The 24,723-nt window shown below is 36.9% G+C and carries 20 protein-coding genes; 10 read left to right on the forward strand and 10 right to left on the reverse strand.

Going from position 1 to position 24,723, the window contains the following annotated elements:
- Positions 1 to 122: 122 nt before the first annotated feature.
- Positions 123 to 1,052, reverse strand: a complete 930-nt coding sequence (locus IPI65_00545) for a hypothetical protein (GenBank protein ID MBK7440049.1) — start codon at positions 1,050 to 1,052, stop codon at positions 123 to 125.
- A 26-nt stretch (positions 1,053 to 1,078) separates the two neighbouring features.
- Here IPI65_00545 and IPI65_00550 point away from each other — a divergent pair, with 26 nt between their 5' ends.
- Genes IPI65_00550 through IPI65_00570 form a run of 5 tightly spaced genes read left to right on the forward strand, consistent with a single transcriptional unit; the run spans position 1,079 to position 7,316 of the window.
- Positions 1,079 to 3,481 carry a T9SS type A sorting domain-containing protein gene (locus IPI65_00550; protein MBK7440050.1) on the forward strand — a complete coding sequence of 801 codons (2,403 nt, stop codon included), beginning with the start codon at positions 1,079 to 1,081 and terminating at the stop codon, positions 3,479 to 3,481.
- A gap of 20 nt (positions 3,482 to 3,501) precedes the next feature.
- On the forward strand, positions 3,502 to 4,389 hold the full coding sequence (locus IPI65_00555) for a 3-hydroxybutyryl-CoA dehydrogenase (protein MBK7440051.1): 888 nt from the start codon (positions 3,502 to 3,504) through the stop codon (positions 4,387 to 4,389).
- A 40-nt stretch (positions 4,390 to 4,429) separates the two neighbouring features.
- A complete protein-coding gene (locus IPI65_00560) occupies positions 4,430 to 5,359 on the forward strand; it encodes a hypothetical protein (protein MBK7440052.1) in 930 nt (309 codons plus the stop codon).
- A 52-nt stretch (positions 5,360 to 5,411) separates the two neighbouring features.
- Positions 5,412 to 6,038, forward strand: a complete 627-nt coding sequence (gene bioD / locus IPI65_00565; GenBank protein ID MBK7440053.1) for a dethiobiotin synthase — start codon at positions 5,412 to 5,414, stop codon at positions 6,036 to 6,038.
- Between the two features lie 3 nt (positions 6,039 to 6,041).
- On the forward strand, positions 6,042 to 7,316 hold the full coding sequence (locus IPI65_00570) for an adenosylmethionine--8-amino-7-oxononanoate transaminase (GenBank protein ID MBK7440054.1): 1,275 nt from the start codon (positions 6,042 to 6,044) through the stop codon (positions 7,314 to 7,316).
- Here IPI65_00570 and IPI65_00575 read toward each other — a convergent pair.
- From IPI65_00575 to IPI65_00595, 5 genes are all read right to left on the reverse strand, one after another.
- The gene (locus IPI65_00575) at positions 7,313 to 8,095 is read right to left on the reverse strand and encodes an enoyl-CoA hydratase/isomerase family protein (protein MBK7440055.1); all 783 of its coding nucleotides are present in this window, start codon (positions 8,093 to 8,095) and stop codon (positions 7,313 to 7,315) included. The two genes, IPI65_00570 and IPI65_00575, sit on opposite strands and share 4 nt — an antisense overlap.
- A 36-nt stretch (positions 8,096 to 8,131) precedes the next feature.
- A complete protein-coding gene (locus tag IPI65_00580; GenBank protein ID MBK7440056.1) occupies positions 8,132 to 10,528 on the reverse strand; it encodes a TonB-dependent receptor in 2,397 nt (798 codons plus the stop codon).
- A gap of 142 nt (positions 10,529 to 10,670) precedes the next feature.
- Positions 10,671 to 11,228 carry a hypothetical protein gene (locus IPI65_00585; protein ID MBK7440057.1) on the reverse strand — a complete coding sequence of 186 codons (558 nt, stop codon included), beginning with the start codon at positions 11,226 to 11,228 and terminating at the stop codon, positions 10,671 to 10,673.
- An 86-nt stretch (positions 11,229 to 11,314) separates the two neighbouring features.
- On the reverse strand, positions 11,315 to 13,921 hold the full coding sequence (locus IPI65_00590) for a valine--tRNA ligase (protein MBK7440058.1): 2,607 nt from the start codon (positions 13,919 to 13,921) through the stop codon (positions 11,315 to 11,317).
- Between the two features lie 88 nt (positions 13,922 to 14,009).
- Entirely contained in the window at positions 14,010 to 14,573 is a 564-nt protein-coding gene (locus IPI65_00595; protein MBK7440059.1) for a hypothetical protein, read from the reverse strand.
- A gap of 219 nt (positions 14,574 to 14,792) precedes the next feature.
- On the opposite strand from IPI65_00595, the gene IPI65_00600 reads away from it, so the two are divergent.
- The 3 genes from IPI65_00600 to IPI65_00610 all read left to right on the forward strand — a co-directional run bounded on the left by IPI65_00600 (position 14,793) and on the right by IPI65_00610 (position 17,348).
- Positions 14,793 to 15,410: an endonuclease/exonuclease/phosphatase family protein gene (locus IPI65_00600; GenBank protein MBK7440060.1), complete on the forward strand. Its 618-nt coding sequence runs from the start codon at positions 14,793 to 14,795 to the stop codon at positions 15,408 to 15,410.
- 5 nt (positions 15,411 to 15,415) lie between these two features.
- On the forward strand, positions 15,416 to 16,015 hold the full coding sequence (locus tag IPI65_00605) for a T9SS type A sorting domain-containing protein (protein MBK7440061.1): 600 nt from the start codon (positions 15,416 to 15,418) through the stop codon (positions 16,013 to 16,015).
- A gap of 124 nt (positions 16,016 to 16,139) precedes the next feature.
- Positions 16,140 to 17,348, forward strand: a complete 1,209-nt coding sequence (locus IPI65_00610) for an alanine dehydrogenase (protein ID MBK7440062.1) — start codon at positions 16,140 to 16,142, stop codon at positions 17,346 to 17,348.
- Between the two features lie 64 nt (positions 17,349 to 17,412).
- Here the strand turns inward: IPI65_00610 and IPI65_00615 are convergent, their stop codons facing one another.
- Positions 17,413 to 18,015, reverse strand: coding sequence for a sigma-70 family RNA polymerase sigma factor (locus IPI65_00615; GenBank protein MBK7440063.1), 603 nt, complete (start codon positions 18,013 to 18,015; stop codon positions 17,413 to 17,415).
- A complete protein-coding gene (locus IPI65_00620) occupies positions 18,006 to 19,055 on the reverse strand; it encodes a glycosyltransferase (GenBank protein ID MBK7440064.1) in 1,050 nt (349 codons plus the stop codon). Before IPI65_00620 ends, IPI65_00615 begins: the two co-directional genes overlap by 10 nt.
- Before the next feature lie 181 nt (positions 19,056 to 19,236).
- On the opposite strand from IPI65_00620, the gene tgt reads away from it, so the two are divergent.
- Together tgt and IPI65_00630 are read left to right on the forward strand one after the other, a co-directional pair.
- A complete protein-coding gene (tgt, locus tag IPI65_00625) occupies positions 19,237 to 20,367 on the forward strand; it encodes a tRNA guanosine(34) transglycosylase Tgt (GenBank protein MBK7440065.1) in 1,131 nt (376 codons plus the stop codon).
- Complete coding sequence (locus IPI65_00630; protein MBK7440066.1) at positions 20,364 to 21,491, forward strand: LptF/LptG family permease; 1,128 nt, start codon at positions 20,364 to 20,366, stop codon at positions 21,489 to 21,491. Before tgt ends, IPI65_00630 begins: the two co-directional genes overlap by 4 nt.
- 345 nt (positions 21,492 to 21,836) lie before the next feature.
- Here the strand turns inward: IPI65_00630 and dnaB are convergent, their stop codons facing one another.
- Positions 21,837 to 23,384 carry a replicative DNA helicase gene (gene dnaB / locus IPI65_00635; protein ID MBK7440067.1) on the reverse strand — a complete coding sequence of 516 codons (1,548 nt, stop codon included), beginning with the start codon at positions 23,382 to 23,384 and terminating at the stop codon, positions 21,837 to 21,839.
- Positions 23,385 to 23,639: 255 nt separating this feature from the next.
- Positions 23,640 to 24,623 (reverse strand): YitT family protein, encoded by a 984-nt coding sequence (locus tag IPI65_00640; protein MBK7440068.1) that lies wholly within the window; start codon positions 24,621 to 24,623, stop codon positions 23,640 to 23,642.
- Between the last annotated feature and the right edge of the window lie 100 nt (positions 24,624 to 24,723).

Here is a 24,723-nt window from a genome sequence, read left to right on the forward strand (position 1 = left end):
GAAATCAATCTGAGTGGCATGACTCAGGTCAGCAAAAACGGTGATAAATGTCAATCCGTAAACAGGAATTGCTTTAGTAAATGTTTTTTTGGGGCAAGATGTTATTACAGGCAAGCTTAAAATTACCAGATACTAATTTGCACACTGCCAATTTCAGGTTTGCGGGCAGGAATATCCCAAAACCCATTGTATTGAATAGAAACAGGAACCTGATATCCATTGATGTTGGCCAGTTTTACATCCATTACCACATCAAAATCAAAAAGTGCAGTAAAATAACTTAAGCTATAATGACGGGCTACAATTTGCATCGTTTTTTTATCAAACCAGGTTACCAATTCATTAATTACCACATCTTCACCCTTTTGTGTTTCGGGTTTTCGGGTGGTGGTAAAAACATAACAATCTACACCCGTAGTATATTTTTTCTGAGAGATGGAATAATCATAAAACTCACGCATTTCAGGACTAAAAATTTCCATTTTATCTTTAATCAGCGGAATATTATCAACGGGTTGTCCCGGATTAAAAATTAATACCTTTAATTGTTCTTTTCTTTCATCCAGTTTTGAATCTGTATTTTGATTATTATCCTCCAAAATCAGATTATTACAAATGGTATCCTTATACATGAAAATATAGGCAAACATTCTTGCTGTATAATAATGCATATCATCCTGCTTATCAAAAAAATCACCGGTATTAACTTCAAAATCGAAGTCCATCCATCTGCAATTATTTTCAAGATGCTGGAAAGTGCGGTTAGAATAACTTCCGGTATTTAAATGTTCCTCATCGAACATCCGAACAGTTGCTGAACTATGGTATTCTATACGCCGCAAATTGCGAAAAGCTTCATAAAAAGTAGTATCTTCTTCTACAAACCGAACAAAGTCGTTTACGTTAAAACCCTGTTGTACAGCAGTTATAACAAATGAGTCGAGGGTAATAATACCGCCAATTCCGGCCGAATCGTCAACCTGCGCAAACACCTGCTTTCCCGCAGATATTAACAAAACGATAAGAAAGAATTGCCTAATTTTACCCAACATAACAAGGCAAAATTAACAATTCTGATATGCAACACCTTACGCGATATATTTTCTTGCTGTCCTTTATAATTACAACCAGCACATTATTTGGTGCAACACCAACCATCAGCGACTCAATTGACATTCGTCATTTTACCATACAATTAGACATAACCAATTATGCCGATCAAACTATTTCGGGCAGCGCAGAACTGGATTTGAAAATGAAAGTGGACAATATCAGCATGATACCCCTTGACCTTACCGGACTCACTGTTGATTCAATTATTGATAATAATGGCAACAATTTAATTTATTCGCATATAGGTGAACAATTAAAAGTGCAGTTTGCAGGAATATTAAATACGGATGATTCAATTAAAATTACCGTTTATTATCAGGGCGAACCAGAAAAAGATTTGAGTTGGGGTGGATGGTACTGGAGTGGCGATTATGCGTATCAGTTAGGCGTTGGTTTTGATGCACTCCCACATAATTTTGGACGCATCTGGTTTCCGTGTTTCGATAATTTTATTGAAAGAAGTACATTTAAGTATATCATCACTACAGAAGAAAATAAAAAAGCATATTGTGGTGGTTTATTAGAAAGTGAAACTGATAATGGTGATGGAACAAAAACATGGATATGGAATTGTGCGCAGTCCATTCCGAGTTATCTTGCTTCAGTTGCCGTTTCTACTTACACAAGTTATACCGATACTTATGTTGGTATTGAACGCGACATACCAATTGAAATTGCTGTTAAACCGGAAGATTTAAGCGACCTCACAGGCTCATTTATTAATTTACATGGCGCCCTGAGTGCATTTGAAAATAAATATGGTGCTTATTCCTGGGATAGAGTTGGATACGCAGTGGTGCCATTTAGTGGAGGCGCAATGGAACATGCTATGAATATTGCCTATCCCCTATTTGCAGTAAATGGCACCATTACCTGGGAAAAATTATACGCACATGAATTATCACATCATTGGTGGGGAGATTTAGTTACCACCTCTACACCGCAGGAAATGTGGTTAAATGAAGGCTGGGCTGTTTTTTCAGAACATTTATTTACAGAAGCATTGTATGGAGAAATTGCATACATGGAAGCTGTAAAAGCAAATGCCGTTGATGTATTACATTATGCTGCAGCACGCGATGGCAATAATTATTTTGCAATTTCCGGAGTACCTGAAACGTATACTTATGGTGCAACAACTTACAATAAAGGTGCATCAGTAGTGCATACTTTACGCGGTTATATGGGCGATGAATTATTTTTTAGTTGTGTGACTTCATTTTTAAATACACATAAATATCAACCAATTAGTGCAGCTATTTTACGTGATTATTTAAGTGATTGCAGTGGTATCGATTTAACTAATTTTTTTAACGATTGGGTATATCAACCGGGTTCACTGGCTTTTGAACTTGATGATATCGGAGCAGGGAAAAGTGATCTAAAGTCAATTTGTCTTGAACAAAAGAAATCGCATGCAACAAATTTAGGTAGTCAAATACCACTATCCGTATTTTTTATAAATGATGATGGCGAGATAAAAGATTCTATAAATATTGTAATGAGTGGTGAAACAATGATGTTTGATGTTCCGGGTGGTAACGCAGTTGATTATAATATAGTTATCGATTATCGCAATAAATTAAATGATGCTGTAACATCTGACGAATTGTTTATTACAGAAGCATCAGGAAATATAACATTAAATAATGCCCTTATGAGCATTGATGTAAACAGCATAGGCGGACCACGTTATTTATATGTTGAACAATATTGGGTAGCGGCTGATAATTTTAAATCGCCACATCCGGGATTACACGTAAATACAGAACGTTACTGGCGGGTAATTAATAATTTTGAAGATAGTGATGATATCGAAGCAAATTTTAATTTTAACGGACAGGAAACTTTAAGCGGCGGGTATTTAGATAATGCATTTATTACAAACAGTGACGACAGTCTGGTTTTATTATACAGGATTGATCCTTATGAGGAATGGATGGTGTATGAGTATGCAGAAATAAATACATTTGGTAGTACAATAGACAAACGCGGAACATTTGATTTAACAAAATTATTAAAAGGCGAATATTGTTTTGGCATTTATAACCATTCAATTCCTGATGCACCACTTGATGTAAATTTAGATTGTCCTGAATTTGGAAGTATTCAAAATATTAATGCAAATTATATTCAAATTATCCCCAACCCTGCTGATAGTCAGTTAACTATTGAAGCGAATCAAATTTGTTTTGGCAACCGGTTAATTATTGCTGATTTAACAGGTAAAATTGTTTATGAAACCAAGATTGTAACTGAAAAAACTAACATTTCAACCACAGGCCTTCCGGCAGGAACTTATCAACTTTATGTTGAAAACCCCCATTCTGAGCGGATTTCGGCGGAAAAGGTGGTAATTATACATTAATATTGCGCAAATTTTGTGCAATGAAAAACATTACGGTAATAGGTGCAGGAACCATGGGCAATGGTATAGCACACGTTTTTGCAATGAAAGGTTTTAAGGTAAACCTTGTTGATGTATCAGAAACTGCGCTGCAGAAAGCAGTCCAAACAATATCCGGAAATCTGGACCGAATGGTGGCAAAAGAAAAAATAACTGCTGCCGATAAAGACAACACTTTAGCTAATTTAAGCACTTATACTTCTTTCGATTATTCAGCAAATGCTGATTTAGTAGTTGAAGCAGCTACTGAACGAATTGATCTTAAGTTGAAAATATTTACAGAACTGGATCAAATTTGCAATACTGATACTATTTTAGCATCTAACACTTCATCCATTTCCATTACAAAAATTGCTGCCGCAACAAAGCGTCCGGATAAAGTAATCGGTATGCATTTTATGAATCCGGTACCGGTTATGAAATTGGTTGAAGTAATTCGCGGCTATGCAACCAGTGATATCACAACTAAAACAATTATGGATTTGAGCACCACGCTCGAAAAAGTGCCAGTTGAAGTAAATGATTATCCCGGATTTGTTGCCAATCGTATTTTGATGCCAATGATTAATGAAGCAATTTATTCATTATACGAAGGCGTTGCCGGTGTGAATGAAATTGACACCGTAATGAAACTCGGAATGGCACATCCAATGGGTCCTTTACAATTAGCTGATTTTATTGGATTAGATGTTTGCCTCAGTATTCTCAATGTATTATACAACGGATTCGGCAATCAAAAATATGCACCTTGTCCGCTGCTGGTAAATATGGTAACTGCCGGATACCTCGGCGTTAAATCGGGCGAAGGTTTTTATAAATACGAGGCAGGCAGCAAAGAATTAGTTGTAGCATCTCGTTTCAAAAAATAATTAATTTTTTTTATCTCATCGATTACTAATTATAAATTAAATGACACCTGTTTTTGCAAAAGCGTATGGCCCTGCCGATGTACATTTCCAACTGGAAGATTGTGATGTGCGTGTTGAGCCAAGAAAAGTTTTGATGTGTACACCTGAATTTTACAATATTGTAGATGTAAAAAATGTACACATGCAAAATCAGAAAGGCAATGTAAATAAAGAAAAAGCAAACATCCAATGGGATGCCATCAGAAATACTTATCTCGCATTTAAAAATCAGAAATTAATTGATGAGGTACATGTAATTGATGGCGTTGAAAGTCTGGAAGACATGGTATTTGTTGCCAATCAGAGTTTCCCTTGGGTGATGTGGAATGGCGAAAAAATTGCATTAATGAGCAGAATGCGTTTCGAAAACCGCCAGAATGAAGTGCCTTATATAGAGGATTTTTATAAAGACCATGGATATCGTATTGTTGATTTACAAAGTAAATATCATTTTGAAGGAATGGGCGATATGGTTGCACATCCGGGCCGCAGATTATTATATGGTGGTTATGGATACCGCAGCGAAAAACAAGTGTATGATGAAATTTCCAGAACACTGGATGTGCCGATTATTACGTTGGAATTAATTAACGAAAATCATTATCACCTCGACACTTGTTTTTTACCTTTAAATCACACAGAAGTATTAATTGCACCTGATGCTTTTGCTCCGGAAACAATTGCGATTATCAGAAGAATGTTTGAAGGCGTATATGAAATTCCTGAACATGAAGCAATTGAAGGTTTTGCATGTAATGCGCATATTATTTATGGTACAAACAGAGCAACATCCGCTGCTATAATTCAAAAAAATAATCCCGTTTCATTAAATATTGTTCAGCAAAGCGCCAATATTGTTGCTGAAGTTGAAACTTCTGAATTTATGAAAAGCGGAGGTTCTGTATTTTGTATCAAAATGATGGTATATTAGCAGTCGACTTGGTTGAAATCACAATATTTCAATCTGATATGAGGATAGTTTTATGAAAAAGATTTTCGTAACCGGAATTGGTACCGATATTGGTAAAACCATTGTTTCTGCAGTAGTAGTTGAAGCATTGCAAGCCGATTATTGGAAACCAATACAAAGTGGCGGTTTAGATTATACTGATACTCAGCGTGTTCGCAACCTCACTTCAAATCCTAAAAGTCAATTTTTTCCTGAAAATTATTCATTCAAACATCCTGTTTCACCGCATCTGGCTGCAGCAATGGAAAGCACTTCCATTTCACCTGAAACGCTCATCACCCCAGAAACAAAAAATACATTGGTAATTGAAGGAGCAGGCGGATTGATGGTACCGCTGAACGGCAATTTTTTAATGCTGCACCTCATTCAACAATTACAGGCGAGCGTGTTATTAGTTTCAAAACATTATTTAGGCAGTATAAATCATACTTTACTCACGGCCAGTGTTTTACAGGCAAATAATATCCCTGTAATCGGAATTGTTTTTAACGGAAATGAACATCTTGATTCAGAAACCGCAATTTTAAATTATACTGCCTTACCTTTAATCGGCAGAGTTGATTTTGCCGACGTAATTGATAAATCATTTATCAAACGTAATGCAGATAAAATAAAATCAACGTTAACAAAACGATTATAAACCATGGATAGTAACGGACCAATTTGGTATCCCTTTACTCAAATGAAACTGGCCACTGAGCCCATTCATATTATGCGTGGTGCAGGTGCATTGTTATCAGATAAAGATGGCAAGCTTTATATTGATGCCGTTTCGAGCTGGTGGACCAATATTCACGGACATGCTAATGCCTATATCGCACAAAAATTATACGAACAAAGTTTACAATTAGAGCACGTAATTTTTGCAGGATTTACACATACTCCTGCAATTAAACTCGCACTCCGTTTGTTAATTCATACGGAAGGACATTTTTCGAAAGTGTTTTTTTCTGATAATGGTTCTACCGCTGTAGAAGTAGCCTTAAAAATGGCTATTCAATATCACAGCAATACTGGAAGCTCAAAAAAAACAATTATTGCATTTGAAAACAGTTATCATGGCGATACATTCGGTAGTATGAGTGTGAGCGACAGAGGTGCATTTACGCAACCTTTTCATGATAAATTATTTGATGTCACTTTTATTACACCACCGCTACCCGGAAAAGAAGAAGAGAGTTTAAAGCAATTACAAAATTGCCTGAATAAAAATGATGTTGCTGCATTTATTTATGAACCACTGGTAATGGGTGCAGGTGGAATGTTGATGTATCAGCCTGAACATCTGGAAGCGCTATTAAATCTGGCTAAAAATGCAGGTGTTATTTGTATTGCTGATGAAGTGATGACAGGATTTTACAGGACAGGCAAAATGTTTGCAAGTCACTATTGTGAAACCCGACCGGATATTATGTGCCTGAGTAAAGGCATTACCGGCGGCACTATGGCTTTGGGTGTAACATTATGTTCTACAAAAATATTTGATGCATTTTACAGTGATGATAAAATGAAAGCACTTTATCATGGTCATAGTTATACAGCAAATCCACTCACCTGTGCTGCTGCAAATGCAAGTCTTGATATTATTGAACAAGCAGGATTTACAGATAATGTTGTAAGTATCACCAATATTCAATCTGATTTTGCAGAACGATTAAAACTATTTAAAACAGCAGAAAATAAAAAGGTAGAAAATATTCGTCAGCACGGAACTATTTTAGCCTTTGATGTAATTACACCACATCAAACAGGATATTTTAATACGATCCGAGATGAGATGTATCAATTTTTTATTGCTAACGGCGTGTTGTTAAGGCCTTTAGGAAATACCATTTACATTATGCCACCGTATTGTATTAATGTTGAACAGATGGTAAAAATTCACGCAGTTATTTTGGCGTATTTAGCACAACCTTAATCCCATTCAGGTTTCTTTTTATCGATAAACGATTGAATACCATGTTTGCAGTCGTTTGTAGCTCTTGCTTTGGCATTCATTTCAGCAGCGTAATTTAATGCTGTATCTAAATCCATTTCCTGCACTGCGGCAATCATTTGTTTAGTTGCTTTTAATGATGCACGGCTGGTTTGCTGAATTAATTCTTTACATAAATCATCAACAACACTTTGAATATTTTCTATACCAACAACGGCATTTATGAGACCAAGATCCTGAGCCTGGGCTGCAGAAATTAATTTTCCGGTGAGTAATAAATCTTTCGCATTGCGTTCACCTATCTTGCGCAACAAAAATACCATCACAATCGCAGGGATAAATCCGATTTTCACTTCTGTATAACCAAATTTTGCTTCGTCTACTGCAAATGAAAAATCGCAAATAGCAGCCAGACCGCAACCTCCGGCAATGGCATGTCCTTCTATTTGTGCGATAACAGGTTTTGACAACGTATAAATCTGTTTATATAATTCCATTAGTGAGGATGAATCTGCAAGGTTTTCATCATAGGTGTTTTTCTGCAACGATTGCAAATAAGATAAATCAGCACCTGCGCTAAATACTTCACCTTTTCCTTTTAAAACAACAACTTTAACAGCAACGTTATTATCTGCATCTGTAAAAGCCTGTTTTAATTCAGCAACCAGCTCGGCATTAAACGCATTTCGTTTTTCTGGCCGGTTTAAGGTGATGGTGCCAACCTTATTTTCTATTGTATAAATGATGGTATTAAATTGCATAATATAAATCCTGAACGAAAGTTAACCGTTTAGTTGTTAAAAATCAATTTTATAATAAAACAAAGGTAAAAATCCCAGTTGATACTCTTCTTTAACCGGGCTCGCAGTTGGGTCAGCCGGATTTGGCGCATAAGTTAATCCCAAAACATTTTGAACATTCAGCAAATTAACAAGGTCAATTGCTATTTCATGTGTAACCTTATTTTTTTGCGAATTAATGCGATAGGCCAGTTTGAGGTCAAATCGGAAATAATCTTTTAATTGAATGGTGTTAGATAAGGAATCAATGTAAATGAGTTCCTTTGCTGCAATTGTTGCTAAAGTATCAACCGGAGTGGTTAATTTACCTCCTGCGTAAGTGAGTTTAATCCCGGTTGTGATTACGTTGTTATCGTTTATGGTAATTTCATAACCCCCTAATAAATTAGCAGCATAATTACCGTTAAAATCGGTTTTGCGTTCAATGCCATCAGAGCCGGTGTATAATGAGTTGTATAAGGAACCTGTTGCAAGAAAGAAAAAGTGGTTACTAAAAAATTTCTCCAGGGTTAATTCGACACCGTAGTTTTTTCCGGTTCCCGTGTTTTGTAATGAATCAGGAAAAAATCTTGAAAACCCACTGCCTTCATTTGCCAGTGAAAATGCAGATGGTTTTATTTCTACCGGCACATCAAATAAATATTGATAATACGTTTCCAATTTTAATCTGAAATTATCTGACAACATTCTGTCATAACCCAACACATTGTGAAAACTTCTGATAAAGCCCACTTCATCATTCAGCAAGGCAAAGGTATTATCAGGTAATTGTTGCTGGAAAGTATATTGATAACTCGGCAACATCTGGCTATGTAAACCAATTCCGAAATTAATTGAAGATTTTTCATCCAGCTTGTAACTCAACCCTGCTCTTGGCTCCAGCGATTTACTGTTTTTATTCATGGTATAGAGCTGACTGTGCAAGCCACCGTTAATTACCAATTTTTCATTGGCTTTATATTTCCATTGAAAAAAGGCCTGGAATAAAAAAACATTGTCGTTATAATTATATCTTTTATCCCAATCCCAGGTAAATAAATTCAGGTTTGAATCGATGTGATTATAATAATATTGTTCAGCGCTGATACCGGTTTTAAAACTATTTTTATTATTTATTTTTTTGTTTAGATGATAAAGTGCCGTTAGTTTTTGATCCTGATATTTATAATTCATATTAGGAACAATAGAATCAATATTAAATTCAAGGTCGCGATAAACGAGTTCATGGTTTGCATGATTTTCTTGTAAAGAATACGCGATTACTGCTTTACCATACATGGTTGGATTTATTTGCATGCCGTAAGATATTCCACCCACAGCCATACTGGTACCAAAATACTGATCACGATCGCTATCGCCATACAATTCAGTTTCAGCTTTAGTGTATTCACTCACTAAAATATCGATATTACTTTTTCCGCCAACACCAAATACACTGATAATATTATTGCCTTTCGGGAAAGATAATTTAAATGCACCATCATAATAATTCGGAACAGCGGATGTGCCGATACTTAAATTCATAAATTGAAATAATTGTAAGGTAGAGTAACGAAAACTGGCGAGATATGATGAACGTTTCGTTTTATTGATTGGGCCTTCTGCAAATAATTCTGTTCCTAAAAATCCAAGTTGAGCGCTGAACTCATGTTGTTCATTATTGCCTCTGCGCATATTTAAATCGAACACACCGGCTATTGAATTACCATATTCAGCAGGAAAAGCACCTGTGAAAAAATCGGAATTATTGAGATATTTATTATTTATGATTGAAACCGGACCACCTGTAGTTCCTGCAATGGCAAAGTGATTGGGATTAGGAATATCAATTCCTTCTAAACGCCAAAGTACACCGATTGGAGAATTACCTCTAACAACAATATCATTTCTGGAATCATCTGCACCCTGAACACCTGCAAAATTACTCGCCATACGAGCCGGATCACCACGGCTACCGGCATAACGGTCGGTTTCCTCTACACTAAACGTACGCACACTAACCACGGCCATTTCATTGTTCACTTCTCCCCTGTTTTGGTTGGCAGAAATGGTTACACCCTCTAACATCACGGCACTTTCCTGCATTTCAACATTCAAAATCATTTCTTTGCCTCCGGTGAGGATGAGGTTACTCAGAAAAACATCATCATAACCAACGTAACGCACTAATAAATTGATACGACCTACCGGAACATTTTCAATTCTGAAGTTCCCTGATTCATCGCTAACAGCACCTGCAACCATGGTGGAATCGATATATACAATAGTAGTAGCGCCAAGTAAAATGAATTTTGATTCTTTATCAGTTATTTGACCTCTGATGGTTTGGGTAACATTTTGCGTAAACGTGAAAAGCGGTAGTAGCAGCAGGATGAGTGTGTTTCGAATTCGCATAAGATGAGATTTTGGACAAAAGTACGGATGCAAATTGCGAATTATAATTGAATTTTGAACATAGCGCCGGTTACCATTATTGAAAATCGCAAAAAAAGGGCATTCTCCGAAGAAAATGCCCTTTAAACAAGTTAATAATGTATTATTTCGCCGGCATCATCATTGCTGCCATTGCATCACAAGTTGCTTTGCAAGCAGCCTGAATACCTGTTAATTGTTCGTTCATACCAACTAATTGCTCATTGTAAGTTGCCAATTTTGCAGTCCAGTTGTTAGTTAATTCTGAGCTAAAAGCTGCATCATCCATTTTTTCTTCAGAAGCTTTTTTCTTCCAATCAGCATAAGCTTGAGCGTCAGCAGACCATGAAGCCATAGCTGCAGAATACTCACCTTTCATTTTTTCCATTTGACCTTCAATCATAGTGCACATAGTAGTCATTGAATCCATACTTGCTTTTTGAGCAGGTTTCATTTTTGACATATCCATACCATCATCCATTTTCATCATGGTAGTCATTTCAGCAAATGCAGTGTTCATGGTAGTACCCATTGCAGTCATATTTGCTTCTGTAGCTTTCCAGTTTGTTTCAAAAGTTGTCATAGCAGCTTTTGTTTCTTCGCTTAAGCCACCTTTTTTTCCGCATGAGGTAACGAAAAGCGCTGTTGTAATCGCCAAAACGGCGAGGAATCCTTTTTTCATTTTGTTTATTGGTTTAGGTTAGTATTATTTTGTAAAGGTAAGGCGTGGTAATGGTATTCAATTAATATTAACACACCTAAGTAGCATTAGTTCAGGCTTTTTAAACTTTCTTCCAACATTTTGATTTTTTCCTCAGCATCAGCCCGTTTTCTTTTTTCCATTTCAACTACCTGAGGATTGGCATTAGCGACAAATTTTTCGTTGCTTAATTTTTTATCGATACTCGTTAAAAACCCTTGTTGGTAGGCAATGGCTTCTTGTAATTTTTTCTTTTCTTCAGCAACATCAATCTGCACATTAATTACAACGTAACACTTCTGTGTTCCCCGCAAAAAAGTAACTGCTTTTGGAATTTCTATTGCTGTTGGTTCCAATGTTGTGAGGTTGGCCATTTTTATAATGATATCCTTAAATGCCAGGTAATTATCCATGTTACCATCCAAATAAAGTGGCACTGCAATTTTCGGACTCATATTATTTTTTGCACGAATGTCGCGCACTTTAGAAATCAGGTCTTTAACACCTTCCCCTGTTTCAATTAATGCTGCATTAATTGCCCCTGCTTTTGGTGAATCGGCAATAATAATGTCATCACCTTCTTTTCTGTCACCTAATAAATGATACAATTCTTCTGTAATAAATGGCATGTATGGATGCAACAACACAAGGCATTTTTCGAAAAATAAAATTGTTTTTTCGTATGTATTTTTATCAATCGGTTTTCCAAATTCAGGTTTAACAAATTCAAGATACCATGAACAGAAATCATCCCAGATAAAATTATATAAGGCCATTAAGGCATCACTTATTCTGAAATTTGTAAAATGGTCGTCGATTAAATTTATTGTGTAATTTAATTTTGAGTCAAACCATTCAATTGCAGCAGTATTTTGCGGGTTATTTTCTCCTGCTATCTCCCAACCTTTAATTAAGCGCAATACATTCCATAATTTATTATTAAAATTACGGCCTTGTTCAATCAGTTTATCATCATAAATGATATCATTACCGGCAGGCGAACACAATAAAATTCCCATCCTAATTGCATCTGCTCCGTATTGTGCAATCAAGTCGAGCGGGTCAGGTGAATTACCCAAACTTTTGCTCATTTTTCGGCGTTGTTTGTCGCGAACAATTCCTGTTAAATAAACATCGCTGAACGGTTTTTCATTTTTATATTCGTATCCTGCAATAATCATTCTGGCTACCCAGAAAAATAATATCTCAGGAGCTGTTACCAATACCTGAGTTGGGTAATAATAATTAATGTCTTTACCGTGCGGGTTTTTTAAACCGTCGAATATTGTTATCGGCCACAACCAGCTGCTGGCCCATGTATCGAGCACATCTTCATCCTGTTTAATTGTGTTAAACGGAATGTTTTTTTCAGCAAATTGCGCTTTCGCTTCTGCTTCTGTTTTTGCAACTACAAATTCACCTGTTTCGTTATACCAGGCCGGAATTCTTTGCCCCCACCACAACTGGCGACTAATACACCAGTCTTTCACGTTTTCCATCCAGTGTTTGTAGGTATTGATAAATTTATCAGGATGTAATTTAATTTTCCCGTTTACCACATTGTCATAAGCAGGCTTCGAAATTTCCTTCATACGAATGAACCATTGCATACTTAATTTAGGTTCAATCATGGCATCAGTTCTTTCAGAAAAACCAACACTATTTTTAAGGTCTTCAATTTTTATTAAATTGCCGCTTTCTTCCATCAGGTCGACCATTTTTTTGCGGGCAATTTTCCTGTCTTCTCCAATTAAAATTTCGGCATTTTCATTTAATGTACCGTTGTCATTAAAAATATCAATAACACGTAAATTATGTTTCAAACCGATTTCATAATCGTTCACATCATGTGCAGGTGTTATTTTTAATGCACCTGTTCCAAATTCACGATCAACATATGTGTCTGCAATTACCGGAATTTCACGATTTATGATTGGAACTAAAACTGTTTTACCGATATACGACTGAAAACGTTCATCATCAGGGTGAACACAAATTGCGGTATCACCTAAAATGGTTTCAGGTCGGGTTGTAGCAATTGTGATATAATCATTATCACCTTTTACCTGGTATTTTACATAGTGTAACTTTGAAGTAACATCTTTATAAATTACTTCTTCATTACTCACAGCGGTTTGCGCTTCGGGATCCCAGTTTACCATTCGGAGGCCGCGGTAAATAAATCCTTTGTTGTATAAATCGATGAAAACATTAATTACATCATCATAATAATTTTCATCCATTGTAAAGGAAGTACGATCCCAATCGCAACTGCAACCCAATTCTTTTAGCTGCTGCAGAATAATGCCACCATATTTTTCTTTCCATTCCCACGCATGTTCCAAAAACTTGTCGCGGCTGAGACTGGATTTTTTGATACCTTGTTCACGCAACATCTTAACCACTTTTGCTTCGGTAGCAATAGAAGCATGATCGGTTCCCGGCACCCAGCAGGCGTTTTTGCCATGCATACGTGCGCGGCGGATTAAAACATCCTGAATGGTATTGTTCAGCACGTGGCCCATGTGGAGCACACCTGTTACGTTTGGCGGAGGAATTACGATGGTAAAAGCCTCACGGTTATCGGGTTCTGAATGAAAGTAACGTTTGTTTAGCCAGTGTTGATACCACTTTTTTTCTATCTCGGCGGGATTATATGTCTTTGAAATTTCCATAATAAAGCGCGCAAAGATACGAAATACGGGGTTGTGTTGCGGGAAGGAACGCGGAACCCGGCGGGGCGGTTCGCGGATTTTCGCAGATTTATGTTGATTTTTTGGAGGATGGGTGGAGGTTGCCCGCTGGGGATGCTGATTTTTTGGATGGTTTCACGCAAAGCTCGCGAAGGGCAAAGGGCGCGAGGGGAATTGTTTTTGGAGGATGTGTGATTGGGATGGTGTGTTTTTGGATGGTGTGTTTTTGGATGGTGTGTTTTTGGATGGTGTGTTTTTGGATGGTGTGTTTTTGGATGGTGTGTGTTTTTTCGCAAAGAACGCGAAGGGCAAAGGGCGCGGAGGGAATTGTTTTTGGAGGATGTGTGATTGGGATGGTGTGTTTTTTCGCAAAGCTCGCGAAGGGCAAAGGGCGCGAAGGGGATTGTTTTTGGAAGATGTTTGCTTGCGAGGGTGTGTTTTTGGATGGTTTGTGTTTTTTCGCAAAGGGCGCGAAGGGAATTGTTTTTGGAGGATGTGTGTTTGGGATGGTGTGTTTTTGGATGGTGTGTGTTTTTTCGCAAAGCTCGCGAAGGGAATTGTTTTGTAGGATGTTTGCTTGCGAGGGTGTGTTTTTGGATGGTGTGTGTTTTTTCGCAAAGAACGCGAAGGGCAAAGGGCGCGAAGGTTTGGGTGAAGGCTGTGTTTGGTGGATGTTTAGGCTGGTTTTGGTGGAAATTTTTGATTGAGGATGGTTTTTCTGGGTTTAAAATATTTTTATGTTGTTAAAATATGCTTCATTGTGTGGGATAAGCGGTTAGGTGTCGTTTAATTAGGATGTTATAGGAATTGGATTTGGTGGATTGCGTTGGGTTTTTAGCATCTTTGTAGCATTATGCGAAAAATTGTTTTGGTTTTGGTGGGGTTTCTGATGTGCAATGTTGGTCGTGCGCAGGATTTTGATACTTGTAGGTTTATGACTTATAACGTATTAAATTTTGATAATACGGGTAATGACAAAGAGCAATATTTACGCGCAGTAGTTGATTCAATGCGTCCTGATATTTTAGTCGTGCAGGAATTAATTGAATTATCAGGAGCAACTCGATTTTTCGATTCGGTGGTTTATGTACTTGACACGAATTATGCGATGGGTACATTTATCAATAGTTTCGATACTGACAATGGCATCTATTACAGAAAAGATAAATTCGGATTTATTTCGAATACGGTAATAACGACTGAATTACGTGATATTAATCAGTTTAAATTAGTCCATTTACTAAGTAATGAAATCGTATATTTTTATTCTCTTCATTTAAAGGCAAGCAGCGGTGGCACTAACGCCGATCAGCGAAAACGAGAAGTGGATAGTTTGCGCAAGGTGACCGATTTATTGCCGGATACTGCTAATTTTTTAGTTTGTGGTGATTTTAATATTTATGACTCGAATGAGGATGCCTATATTGCCTTATTAGATCAAAGTAATTCGGGTTATGTATCGACCCGTTAGATGGATTGTTAACTACCACCTGGAATAATGCTTCCAATGCACCTTATCATACCCAAAGCACACGAATTGAAAGTTTTGGCGGCGGATCTACAGGCGGTTTAGATGACCGGTTTGATATGTTACTACATAGTCAGTCAATTGAAGATGAAGGCGGCATGACGATGCTGGCAGGGAGTTATCACGCAATTGGAAATGACGGCAATCATTTTGATGATGCAATGAATGATTTACCTAATGCAGCTGTTAGTGCAACAATTGCAAATGCGTTATATATGAGTTCAGATCATATTCCGCTTGTTGCCAATTACATATTTGAATATGTGAAAGATACAACCGGAAATATAGATACCACAATTAGTATTGTTGAGCAAAAACAAATGCAATTTCGTTTATTTCCAAACCCTGTTAATACGAATTTGACCATACAATCTGATGGCATAATTGACGCTATACAAATTTATGCTGCGGATGGAAAATTAATGTTCGCTGACTTTACAAATTCGAAAGAAATTCAACTTACAACAGGCAATTTGCCGAAAGGAATTTATGTTGCAATTATGCGTTGCGGAGATGTAAATTATCGTCGCACATTTGTAAAAAATTAATCGCAAATACCCCTCCGCTGCAGTCGGACAAACCGCTCAAAAGTATTGCATTTACTAGGTTTTCGGCCTTTTAACGATATTCTAGTTTTGGGCTTCAAATTAAGCGCTTATCTTTGCAACAATTATGAAAGTTAAAAAGATAGGCATTTTACGTGAGGCGAAATTTCCACCTGATGCACGTATACCCCTTACTCCTACACAAATTCAACAATTAAAAAATAGTAATCCCGATATAGACATTGTAGTACAGCCAAGTAAAGGCCGTTGTTTTGCAGATTATGAATTTGAGGAAGCAGGCATTACATTACAGGAAGATTTACGCGATTGTGAAATTATTATGGGTGTTAAAGAAGTACCTTATGATTTATTAATTCCTGATAAAACTTATTTGTTTTTTTCTCATACCATTAAAAAACAACCGCAAAACAGAAAGCTGTTACAAACGCTGGTGAAAAAAAATATTCGTATGATTGATTACGAATGTTTAAAAGATGAAAATGGCATTCGTGTTATTGCATTTGGCAGATGGGCCGGTATAATTGGCGCACATAATGCATTATGGACTTTAGGGCAGCGAATAGATGAAGGCCATTTAAAACGTGCAAAAGATTGTCGCGATTATCACGAATTAAAATTCCAGTATAAAGGATTAAAAATTCCGAATGTAAAAATAATTGTAACCGGAACCGGACGAGTAGGAAAAGGTGCTGCTGAGTTTTTAGATGATATTAAGTTAAAAAGGGTTACCAAAGATGAGTTTTTAAATTATGAATTTAATGAGGCTGTTTACTGTATTTTAGACAGCGATGATTTATATGACAGAATTAGTGATGGTGGTTTCGACCGGAATGAATTTCATCATCATCCAGAACTTTATAAATGTTCATTTAATTATTACATGAATAAATGTGATGTATTAATTAATTGTATTTTCTGGAGCCCAACGGCGCCACAATTATTTTCTAAAGAAGATATGCGCAATCCGAATTGGCGGATTAAAGTTATAGCAGATGTGAGTTGCGATGTAAACGGGGGTGTACCGGCTACAGTTCGCTCTACCACTATTAATGAGCCTGTTTACGGATATGATGTAAATACCGAATTAGAAATTGCCCCTTATATTCCTGAATCCATAGATATTATGGCAATTGATAATTTACCAAATGAATTACCAAGAAGCGCTAGTGAAGAATTTGGTTCATTATTAATAAAATCGGTGTGGGCTGAATTGTTTTTAGAAAATTCCAGAATGATTAATGAAGCAAGCATTACAGTAAACAGCAATTTAGGTAGCGAATTCGAATATTTAAGAGATTATTTGGAAGCCAATTAAGATTGAATTAAATCATAATTAAACAGTATTCATCACTCATTATTCATCACTCATCACTCATCCCTCATATTCTCCCCTTTCTTTCAGCCAGTAATTCATATAGAAAATTACGGGCGCGGAAGAGTTGGGCTTTTACAGTGCCCAGTGGCATATTGAGTTTTTCTGCGATTTCTTCATAACTTAATTCTTCAAAATAGCGCATTTCAATGAGTGTTTTATACTTGGGATTCAGTTCATCTAAAATGGTGCGCATTAATCCGGCACGCTGATCTTTTATAATTGATTCTTCCGGGTCAAGCGCACTCGTTTTTATTTTGGAGAAGGCATATTTCGAAGACTCATCATTTTCGTCGTCGAGGCTTAATGTGTGTAATTTCTTTTTACGGATAAAGTCGATGGCATTATTCAGTGCAATTTTAAATAGCCAGGTACTGAATGCAAAATCGGGTGTATATTTATCGAGATGTAGAAACGCTTTTCCGAATGCTTCTATCGTTAAATCATCAGCATCATCACGATTGTGCACCATTTTCAACAACATGTAATTAATCGAATCCTTATATCTTGCCATAAGCACACTATAGGCATGCTGGTCGCCGCTACGGGCTTTTGTAACCAGCTCCATGTCCTCTTTTGCGCGATCGGAAAGATTTTCGTTTAATCCCATCTATATTTTGTTTTTACCAATGCCGCCTTAGCGAATCGGAAATAATACCCTATTTGAATAAAATCGTACCATTCGATATAGGGTTTTAAATCTTTTTCATCCAATTTATTCATTGCCTGCGTAAAGGTATATCTCAACAAAATCCAGCGTAATACAAACGCTGCTGCAACGATATACCAATAGGCAAAAAGTATGCATAATAAATAAACAGACGTAATCCAGAATAAAATATGCGAAATGGGTTGCAGCCCTAACCAGAATTTATGTTTAAAACGATAAAATTTAGCGGTACTCAGGTGACGCGTTTTTTGTTCAATCCACTCGTCTCTGGTTTCTTTTGGTTCCGAATAAGTAAATGCATCGGGTGTTATAACAATTTCCGTATTGCGTTTAGTAGCGACTTTATTTATAAATAAATCATCATCACCACTCGGAATATGGCGATGATCGAAAAAGCCGTTGGTATTAAAAAATAATGTTTTGTTATACGAGAGATTTCTTCCAACCCCCATATAAGGCAAACGTGCAAGGGCAAATGATAAATAATTTATGGCAGTTAAAACTGTTTCGTACCGTATTCTTCGGTTTAAAGCACCGGGTTGTTTTTCATAAGCGCCATAACCTAAAACAATTTCTTTTCCGCCTGCATATCCGCTAACCATTGTTTTTAGCCACTGATTGGATGCAGGATAACAATCGGCATCGGTTAATAAAACCAATTCGTTGGCGGCAGCTTTTAAGCCCAATGTTAAAGGGAATTTTTTTCCGGCCATCATTCTGTTACTGTTACCGGTTTTTGTTCTTTTTAAGCGCGGTTCTTTTTGCGAAAGAAAAAATAAGTATTCTGTAGTACCATCTTCTGAATTATCATCTACCACAATCACTTCAAATGCAGGATAATCCTGAGCTAAAATTTTTGGTAAATTCTTTTTCAGATTGGTATCTTCATTTCTTGCGCAAATGATAATTGAAACCGGCGGATACTGTGTTACTTGAACAGTTTTCGGTTTGTAATTCGCAAGGCGTAAATAAAAAAACAAAAAATAAAAAAGTTGAAAAAATGCCGCTCCGCAAAAAATGTAAAATATAAGGATATTAATAAATGACGCTTCCATAAGTGTGCAGGGGCAAAGTTAGATTATTGATTTGGGGCTCCGCATTTAAGTTGACAACAGTTCATAACATATAAACAAGGTTTCCACAATTAAGTATTTTTGCCCCGTGTTTTTTCAGTTAACAACAACAGATTCAGGCTCAAAAGCCCGTGCCGGTGTAATTCAAACCGATCACGGCTCGATTGAAACGCCCATTTTTATGCCGGTAGGCACCATTGGCACCGTTAAAGGTGTTCATTTTAAGGAGCTCAAAGAAGATATTTCAGCCCAAATTATATTAGGTAACACCTATCATTTGTATTTGCGCCCCGGAACAGAAACAATTGTTCAGGCAGGGGGATTACATAAATTTAATACCTGGCAGGGGCCAATTTTGACTGATAGTGGTGGATTTCAGGTGCATTCATTAGCACAAATCCGTAAAATAAAAGAAGAAGGTGTCACCTTTCAATCGCATATTGACGGGTCGAAACATACATTTACGCCTGAAAATGTGATGGATATTCAACGCAAAATCGGTGCTGATATAATTATGGCTTTTGATGAGTGCACCCCCTACCCTTGTGAATTTGATTATGCAAAAAAAAGTATGGAGCTCACACATCGCTGGTTAAAAAGATGTGTGGAGCAATTTAATAATACCCAACCAATTTATGATTATCGCCAATTTTTATTTCCAATTGTACAAGGCTCAGTGTATAACGATTTAAGGAAACAAAGTGCGGAAGTAATTGCCGGAATGGGTTTGGAAGGTAATGCCATTGGTGGTTTAAGTGTTGGTGAGCCGCATGAAGAGATGTATGCCATGACAGAAACGGTTTGTGGTATTTTGCCGGAAAACAAACCCCGCTATTTAATGGGTGTCGGCACCCCTGCAAATATTCTGGAATGTATTTCGTTAGGTATCGATATGTTCGACTGTGTGATGCCAACGCGTAATGGAAGAAATGGCATGTTGTTTACTGCTGAAGGGATTATAAATATCAAAAACAAAAAATGGGAATCCGATTTTAGTCCGATTGATGCTGACAGTCCGGCTGAAACCAGCCGATTACACAGTAAAGCGTTTTTACGTCACTTGTTTGCGAGTGGTGAGCGACTTGGCCCGCAAATTGCCAGTATTCACAATTTGAGTTTTTATTTGTGGCTGGTGAAGGAAGCAAGAAAACAAATTATTGCAGGCAATTTTACCGGTTGGAAAAAAACCATGATTAAAAAAGTAGCAACACGATTGTGAAAAAAATTAGTGATTATATCTTTTTACCGTTTCGACGCTGGATTAGCATTACGGATATTTACGTAATCAAAAAATTCTTTGTCTCAACTGTATTTGCGCATATCATCATTATTTCTATAGCCATTGTAATTGACCTTTCTGAAAAAACAGAAAAATTTGTTGAGCGCAGTGCTCCTACCATGGAGATTGTTCAATATTATCTCGATTTTATTCCGTTTATCACATCTATTCTTGCCCCGCTGCTTATATTTCTGGCAGTGATATTTTTTACTTCCCGCATGGCGTATAACAGCGAAATTATTGCCATGTTTAACAGTGGGATGAATTTCAGGCGTTTCCTGCGACCGTATATTTTTTGCGGGATTGCGGCAGTTGCTGTTTTATTATATGCAAATTATTGGATGGTTCCTGAAACGAATAAACGCAAATTAGCATTTGAAGATAAATATATTCACGCTCCCAAAAATTACGGAAACAATAAACATCTTAAAATAAATAAAAATACATTTATTTCACTTGAGCGATTTAAGTTTAAAAATAACGAAGGTTATAATTTTTCGCTGGAAGAATTTAAAGGCAGCGGTGAAAATCGCGAACTGGTCCGGAAAATAAATGCATCCAAAATTATTTATTTAAAAGAGCAGGATGCCTGGCGTATTGTTGACTATAAATATTGGGAGATAAAAAGCCCTTCGGAAAAATATACGGAAGGCAAACAAATGGACACCACACTGAATTTATTACCTAAAGATTTTGATGAAGATATTCGTATTAAAGATGTGTTGAATTACGAAGAGATGGAGGAATATATCGCAGAAAAAAAGGCTGAAGGAACAGGCGAACTCGAGTACTATACTGTGGAACAATACCGAAGGGCATCTTCAGCAATTTCTGCACTCATTTTAGTAATTATGGGTGCTGCTTTGGGTTCAAAAAAAATACGTGGTGGAAACTGGTTTAATATTATTGCCGGTGTGGCTTTAAGTGCATTATATATTTTCTTTATGCAGTTTTCTACTTCCTTCTCTATTAATAGCGACCTGCATCCGATTATTGGGACTAATATTCCGAATATTCTGTTTGCGTTTGTTGCGTTGTTGCTGGTGCGGTATGCTAGTAAATGAAGCTGACAGGGGAACGCTGATGGCGCTGATTTATTTTTTTTGTAGGATGTGTTTGCTGATTGGGGCTGATTACTTTTGAGTATAATTGGCATGCGTATTATTACAGGGACACTGATTTATTGGTTGGGTATGGATTTTTAACAGCCGAAAATGCAAAGAGGCTGAGGCCGCGAAGGAATACGAAGCGTTAGTTTACAATTAATTCTCGTTTTTGGATATTTAATTCCAACATAATTAAAATTATTCCTATAAAGCTTAAATTTTAATCTCAATTTTTTATCATCACTCATCACTCATCTCGCATCACTCATCTCCTATCACTCATCTCGCATCACGCATCTCGCATCAAAACGGAGGTTCCTCGCTCATGTCGATATTGTCCATATCATCCATTTTTGATTTGCGGGTGATGGTTGCTTTATTTTCGGTTATTACGTTTGCAAGTGGTGTGAGATTATTTGGTGTATACATCTCATCGAGGTCAACGAATTTGATGAATTTATCTACGAAACGAACACGAACATTTTCCAGGGCACCATTTCTGTGTTTTGCAATCATTACCTCACCGATACCTTTTGTTGGCAAACCATTTTCATCTACATCTAAACCATAATATTCAGGGCGATACAAGAAACAAACCAAATCGGCATCCTGCTCAATAGCTCCAGACTCACGTAAATCGGATAACATTGGACGTTTGCTGCCTCCACGATCTTCCACTTTACGCGATAACTGAGAAAGTGCAATGATCGGAATATTTAATTCTTTCGCAATTGATTTTAATGAACGTGAAATTTGACTAATTTCCTGTTCGCGGTTTCCACCACCTTTATTTGAATCGGAAGCGGTCATTAATTGTAAGTAGTCGATTACGACCAGTTGAATATCATGTTGCATTTTCAAACGACGACATTTAGCGCGTAATTCAAAAATGTTGATGGCGGGAGTATCATCTATAAAAATTGGTGCTTCACCGAGTTTACCTGATAATTTCACCAATTGAACCATTTCATGTTCAGCGAGGTGACCTTTAATAATTTTTTCTGCGGGGATTTCAGTTTCAGCACTTAACAAACGTTTTACCAATTGTTGCGAGCTCATCTCGAGCGAAAAAATAGCAACACCTTTTTTGAAGTCAACCGCTGCATTTCGCGCAAGTGATAATGTGAACGCGGTTTTACCCATTGCAGGTCGAGCAGCCACAATAATTAAATCCGATTTCTGCCAACCGCCTGTAACACGATCGAGGGCACTAAATCCGGAAGGACAACCGGTAAGTGAATCTTCATGTTTTCTTGCCTCATCAATTTCTTTAATAGTTGCACTTAGCAAATTGTTAATTTCATTATAACTTGTCCGTAAGTTTTTATCAGCAATGTTAAACAGGTTTTGTTCTGCTTTATCTAATAATTCAAACACGTCGGTAGTGTCTTCATATGAATCGTGCACAATTTCACTGGAAATGCGAATTAATTCGCGCTGAATAAATTTTTGCGTAACAATACGTGCATGATGTTCAATATGCGCCGCTGATGCAACACGATTCGTTAATGAGGTAACATAAAATGGTCCGCCTGCTTCTTCCAGCTGCCCCATTTTTCGTAGTTCTTCAGTAACTGTAAGTAAGTCAATAGGTTGCGTTTTTTCGAATAATCTTCTTATCGCAGAAAAAATAATTCTATGTCTGTCGTCATAAAAACTTTCAGAACGCAAAATTTCAATGGCATTGGTAACAGCATCCCGGTCGATCATAAACGCCCCTAAAACCGCTTCCTCCAAATCCGGCGCCTGAGGTGGTACTTTTCCGTACACTACACTCGACAGGTCGGCCTGGTTGCGTTTGCGTTCGTTTCTTTTATATTGATTGGTCTGGTTGTTATCGAAATCTGCCATTTGATTGTTGTTTGCCGGTTCACTGACTTTGTTGGGACGCCAAAAGTATAACGGTTAAAGGCAGTAACCCAATATTTACGTATAAAAATGTTTACACAATTCAACCGTTAATTTACCCCCAACTGAGGGGCTGATTTTACTGTAATTTACAATTAAAAAATTTATTTCTCAACGTTTTATCCACAGCATTTCAAACCCGGCAAACGTAATTGAAAGCATCTGCCTGAAACTGAGCGGGTTTAATAATTTGAGGGCTCAATCGTGTTTGTGGACACGTTTTTTTATCATGCCGCCTTTGGTATCGCGAATTGAACTCATTACGATAAAGGCATCCTTGTCAATTTTTTCGATTTCCGAGTTGAGTTTACTTACTTCGAGGCGTGTAACCACTGTGTATACGATATCTATAGCATTGTTTGAATGTCCGTGAGTGCCATAACCGCTTTTACCGTTTATAATTGTAACGCCGCGTCCTAGTTTTTCGGTAATCATTTTCCGGATGGTTTCTGAGCGTTTGGATATCACGGTTACACCAGTGTATTCTTCTATACCTTCCAAAATAAAATCAACTGTTTTTGAAGCAGCGAGGTAGGTTAAAATGGAATACATTGCTGTTTCCAGTGATAATACGTAAGCAGCTACAGAAAATATGATGATATTAATAATTAAAATAATATCGCCCACACTGGTACCAATTCGTTTACTGATATTTATTGCTAAAACTTCGGTGCCATCAATAACACCCCCTCCCCTCATCGCTAAACCAATTCCAATACCTAAAAAGAAACCTCCAAAAATGGCGACCAGTAATTTATCTTCTGTAATAATCGGATAAGGAATAACGGCAACAGCGATAGCTAATGCTATAATACCCAAAATTGTTTTGATAGCAAATTCATTCCCAATCGTTTTAAATCCTAAAAAAACAAATGGTAGATTTATAATTATCAATAAAATTGGCAGTGGCAAATTTGATATTTCCGCAATTAATAATGAGATGCCGACTGCGCCGCCGTCGATAAATTCGCTAGGCAGCAAAAAACTTTTTAATCCAAAGCCTGCACTCAAAACACCCAATAACAACAGAATACCACTCTTAAGATTAAATTTTACATTTATTTTCAGGATTTGTATCCTACGCGCCAGTTCATACTGCGTAACCGTTGTGGCTGTTTTCCCTTTTCGCTTTAAATCTTTAAATACATTATTTATAAATACTTTTTTCCACCATGAATTCATATTCCTCCTTTTTTTTGCCTGATGTGTTCAAAAATAATAAAACGAAGGTGAGGAAACAAATCCAAACAGGATTAAATTGAAAATTGAATAAAAATTAACT

The organism is Bacteroidota bacterium (assembly GCA_016706255.1).
GTDB lineage: Bacteria > Bacteroidota > Bacteroidia > Chitinophagales > BACL12 > UBA7236.

What these genes read in the sequence shown, in the direction of transcription:
- IPI65_00545 (MBK7440049.1), bottom strand. Translation starts at nt 1,052, where the DNA reads ATGTTGGGTAAAATTAGGCAATTCTTTCTTATCGTTTTGTTAATATCT.
- IPI65_00550 (MBK7440050.1), top strand. Translation starts at nt 1,079, where the DNA reads ATGCAACACCTTACGCGATATATTTTCTTGCTGTCCTTTATAATTACA.
- IPI65_00555 (MBK7440051.1), top strand. Translation starts at nt 3,502, where the DNA reads ATGAAAAACATTACGGTAATAGGTGCAGGAACCATGGGCAATGGTATA.
- IPI65_00560 (MBK7440052.1), top strand. Translation starts at nt 4,430, where the DNA reads ATGACACCTGTTTTTGCAAAAGCGTATGGCCCTGCCGATGTACATTTC.
- bioD (MBK7440053.1), top strand. Translation starts at nt 5,412, where the DNA reads ATGAAAAAGATTTTCGTAACCGGAATTGGTACCGATATTGGTAAAACC.
- IPI65_00570 (MBK7440054.1), top strand. Translation starts at nt 6,042, where the DNA reads ATGGATAGTAACGGACCAATTTGGTATCCCTTTACTCAAATGAAACTG.
- IPI65_00575 (MBK7440055.1), bottom strand. Translation starts at nt 8,095, where the DNA reads ATGCAATTTAATACCATCATTTATACAATAGAAAATAAGGTTGGCACC.
- IPI65_00580 (MBK7440056.1), bottom strand. Translation starts at nt 10,528, where the DNA reads ATGCGAATTCGAAACACACTCATCCTGCTGCTACTACCGCTTTTCACG.
- IPI65_00585 (MBK7440057.1), bottom strand. Translation starts at nt 11,228, where the DNA reads ATGAAAAAAGGATTCCTCGCCGTTTTGGCGATTACAACAGCGCTTTTC.
- IPI65_00590 (MBK7440058.1), bottom strand. Translation starts at nt 13,921, where the DNA reads ATGGAAATTTCAAAGACATATAATCCCGCCGAGATAGAAAAAAAGTGG.
- IPI65_00600 (MBK7440060.1), top strand. Translation starts at nt 14,793, where the DNA reads ATGCGAAAAATTGTTTTGGTTTTGGTGGGGTTTCTGATGTGCAATGTT.
- IPI65_00610 (MBK7440062.1), top strand. Translation starts at nt 16,140, where the DNA reads ATGAAAGTTAAAAAGATAGGCATTTTACGTGAGGCGAAATTTCCACCT.
- IPI65_00615 (MBK7440063.1), bottom strand. Translation starts at nt 18,015, where the DNA reads ATGGGATTAAACGAAAATCTTTCCGATCGCGCAAAAGAGGACATGGAG.
- dnaB (MBK7440067.1), bottom strand. Translation starts at nt 23,384, where the DNA reads ATGGCAGATTTCGATAACAACCAGACCAATCAATATAAAAGAAACGAA.
- IPI65_00640 (MBK7440068.1), bottom strand. Translation starts at nt 24,623, where the DNA reads ATGAATTCATGGTGGAAAAAAGTATTTATAAATAATGTATTTAAAGAT.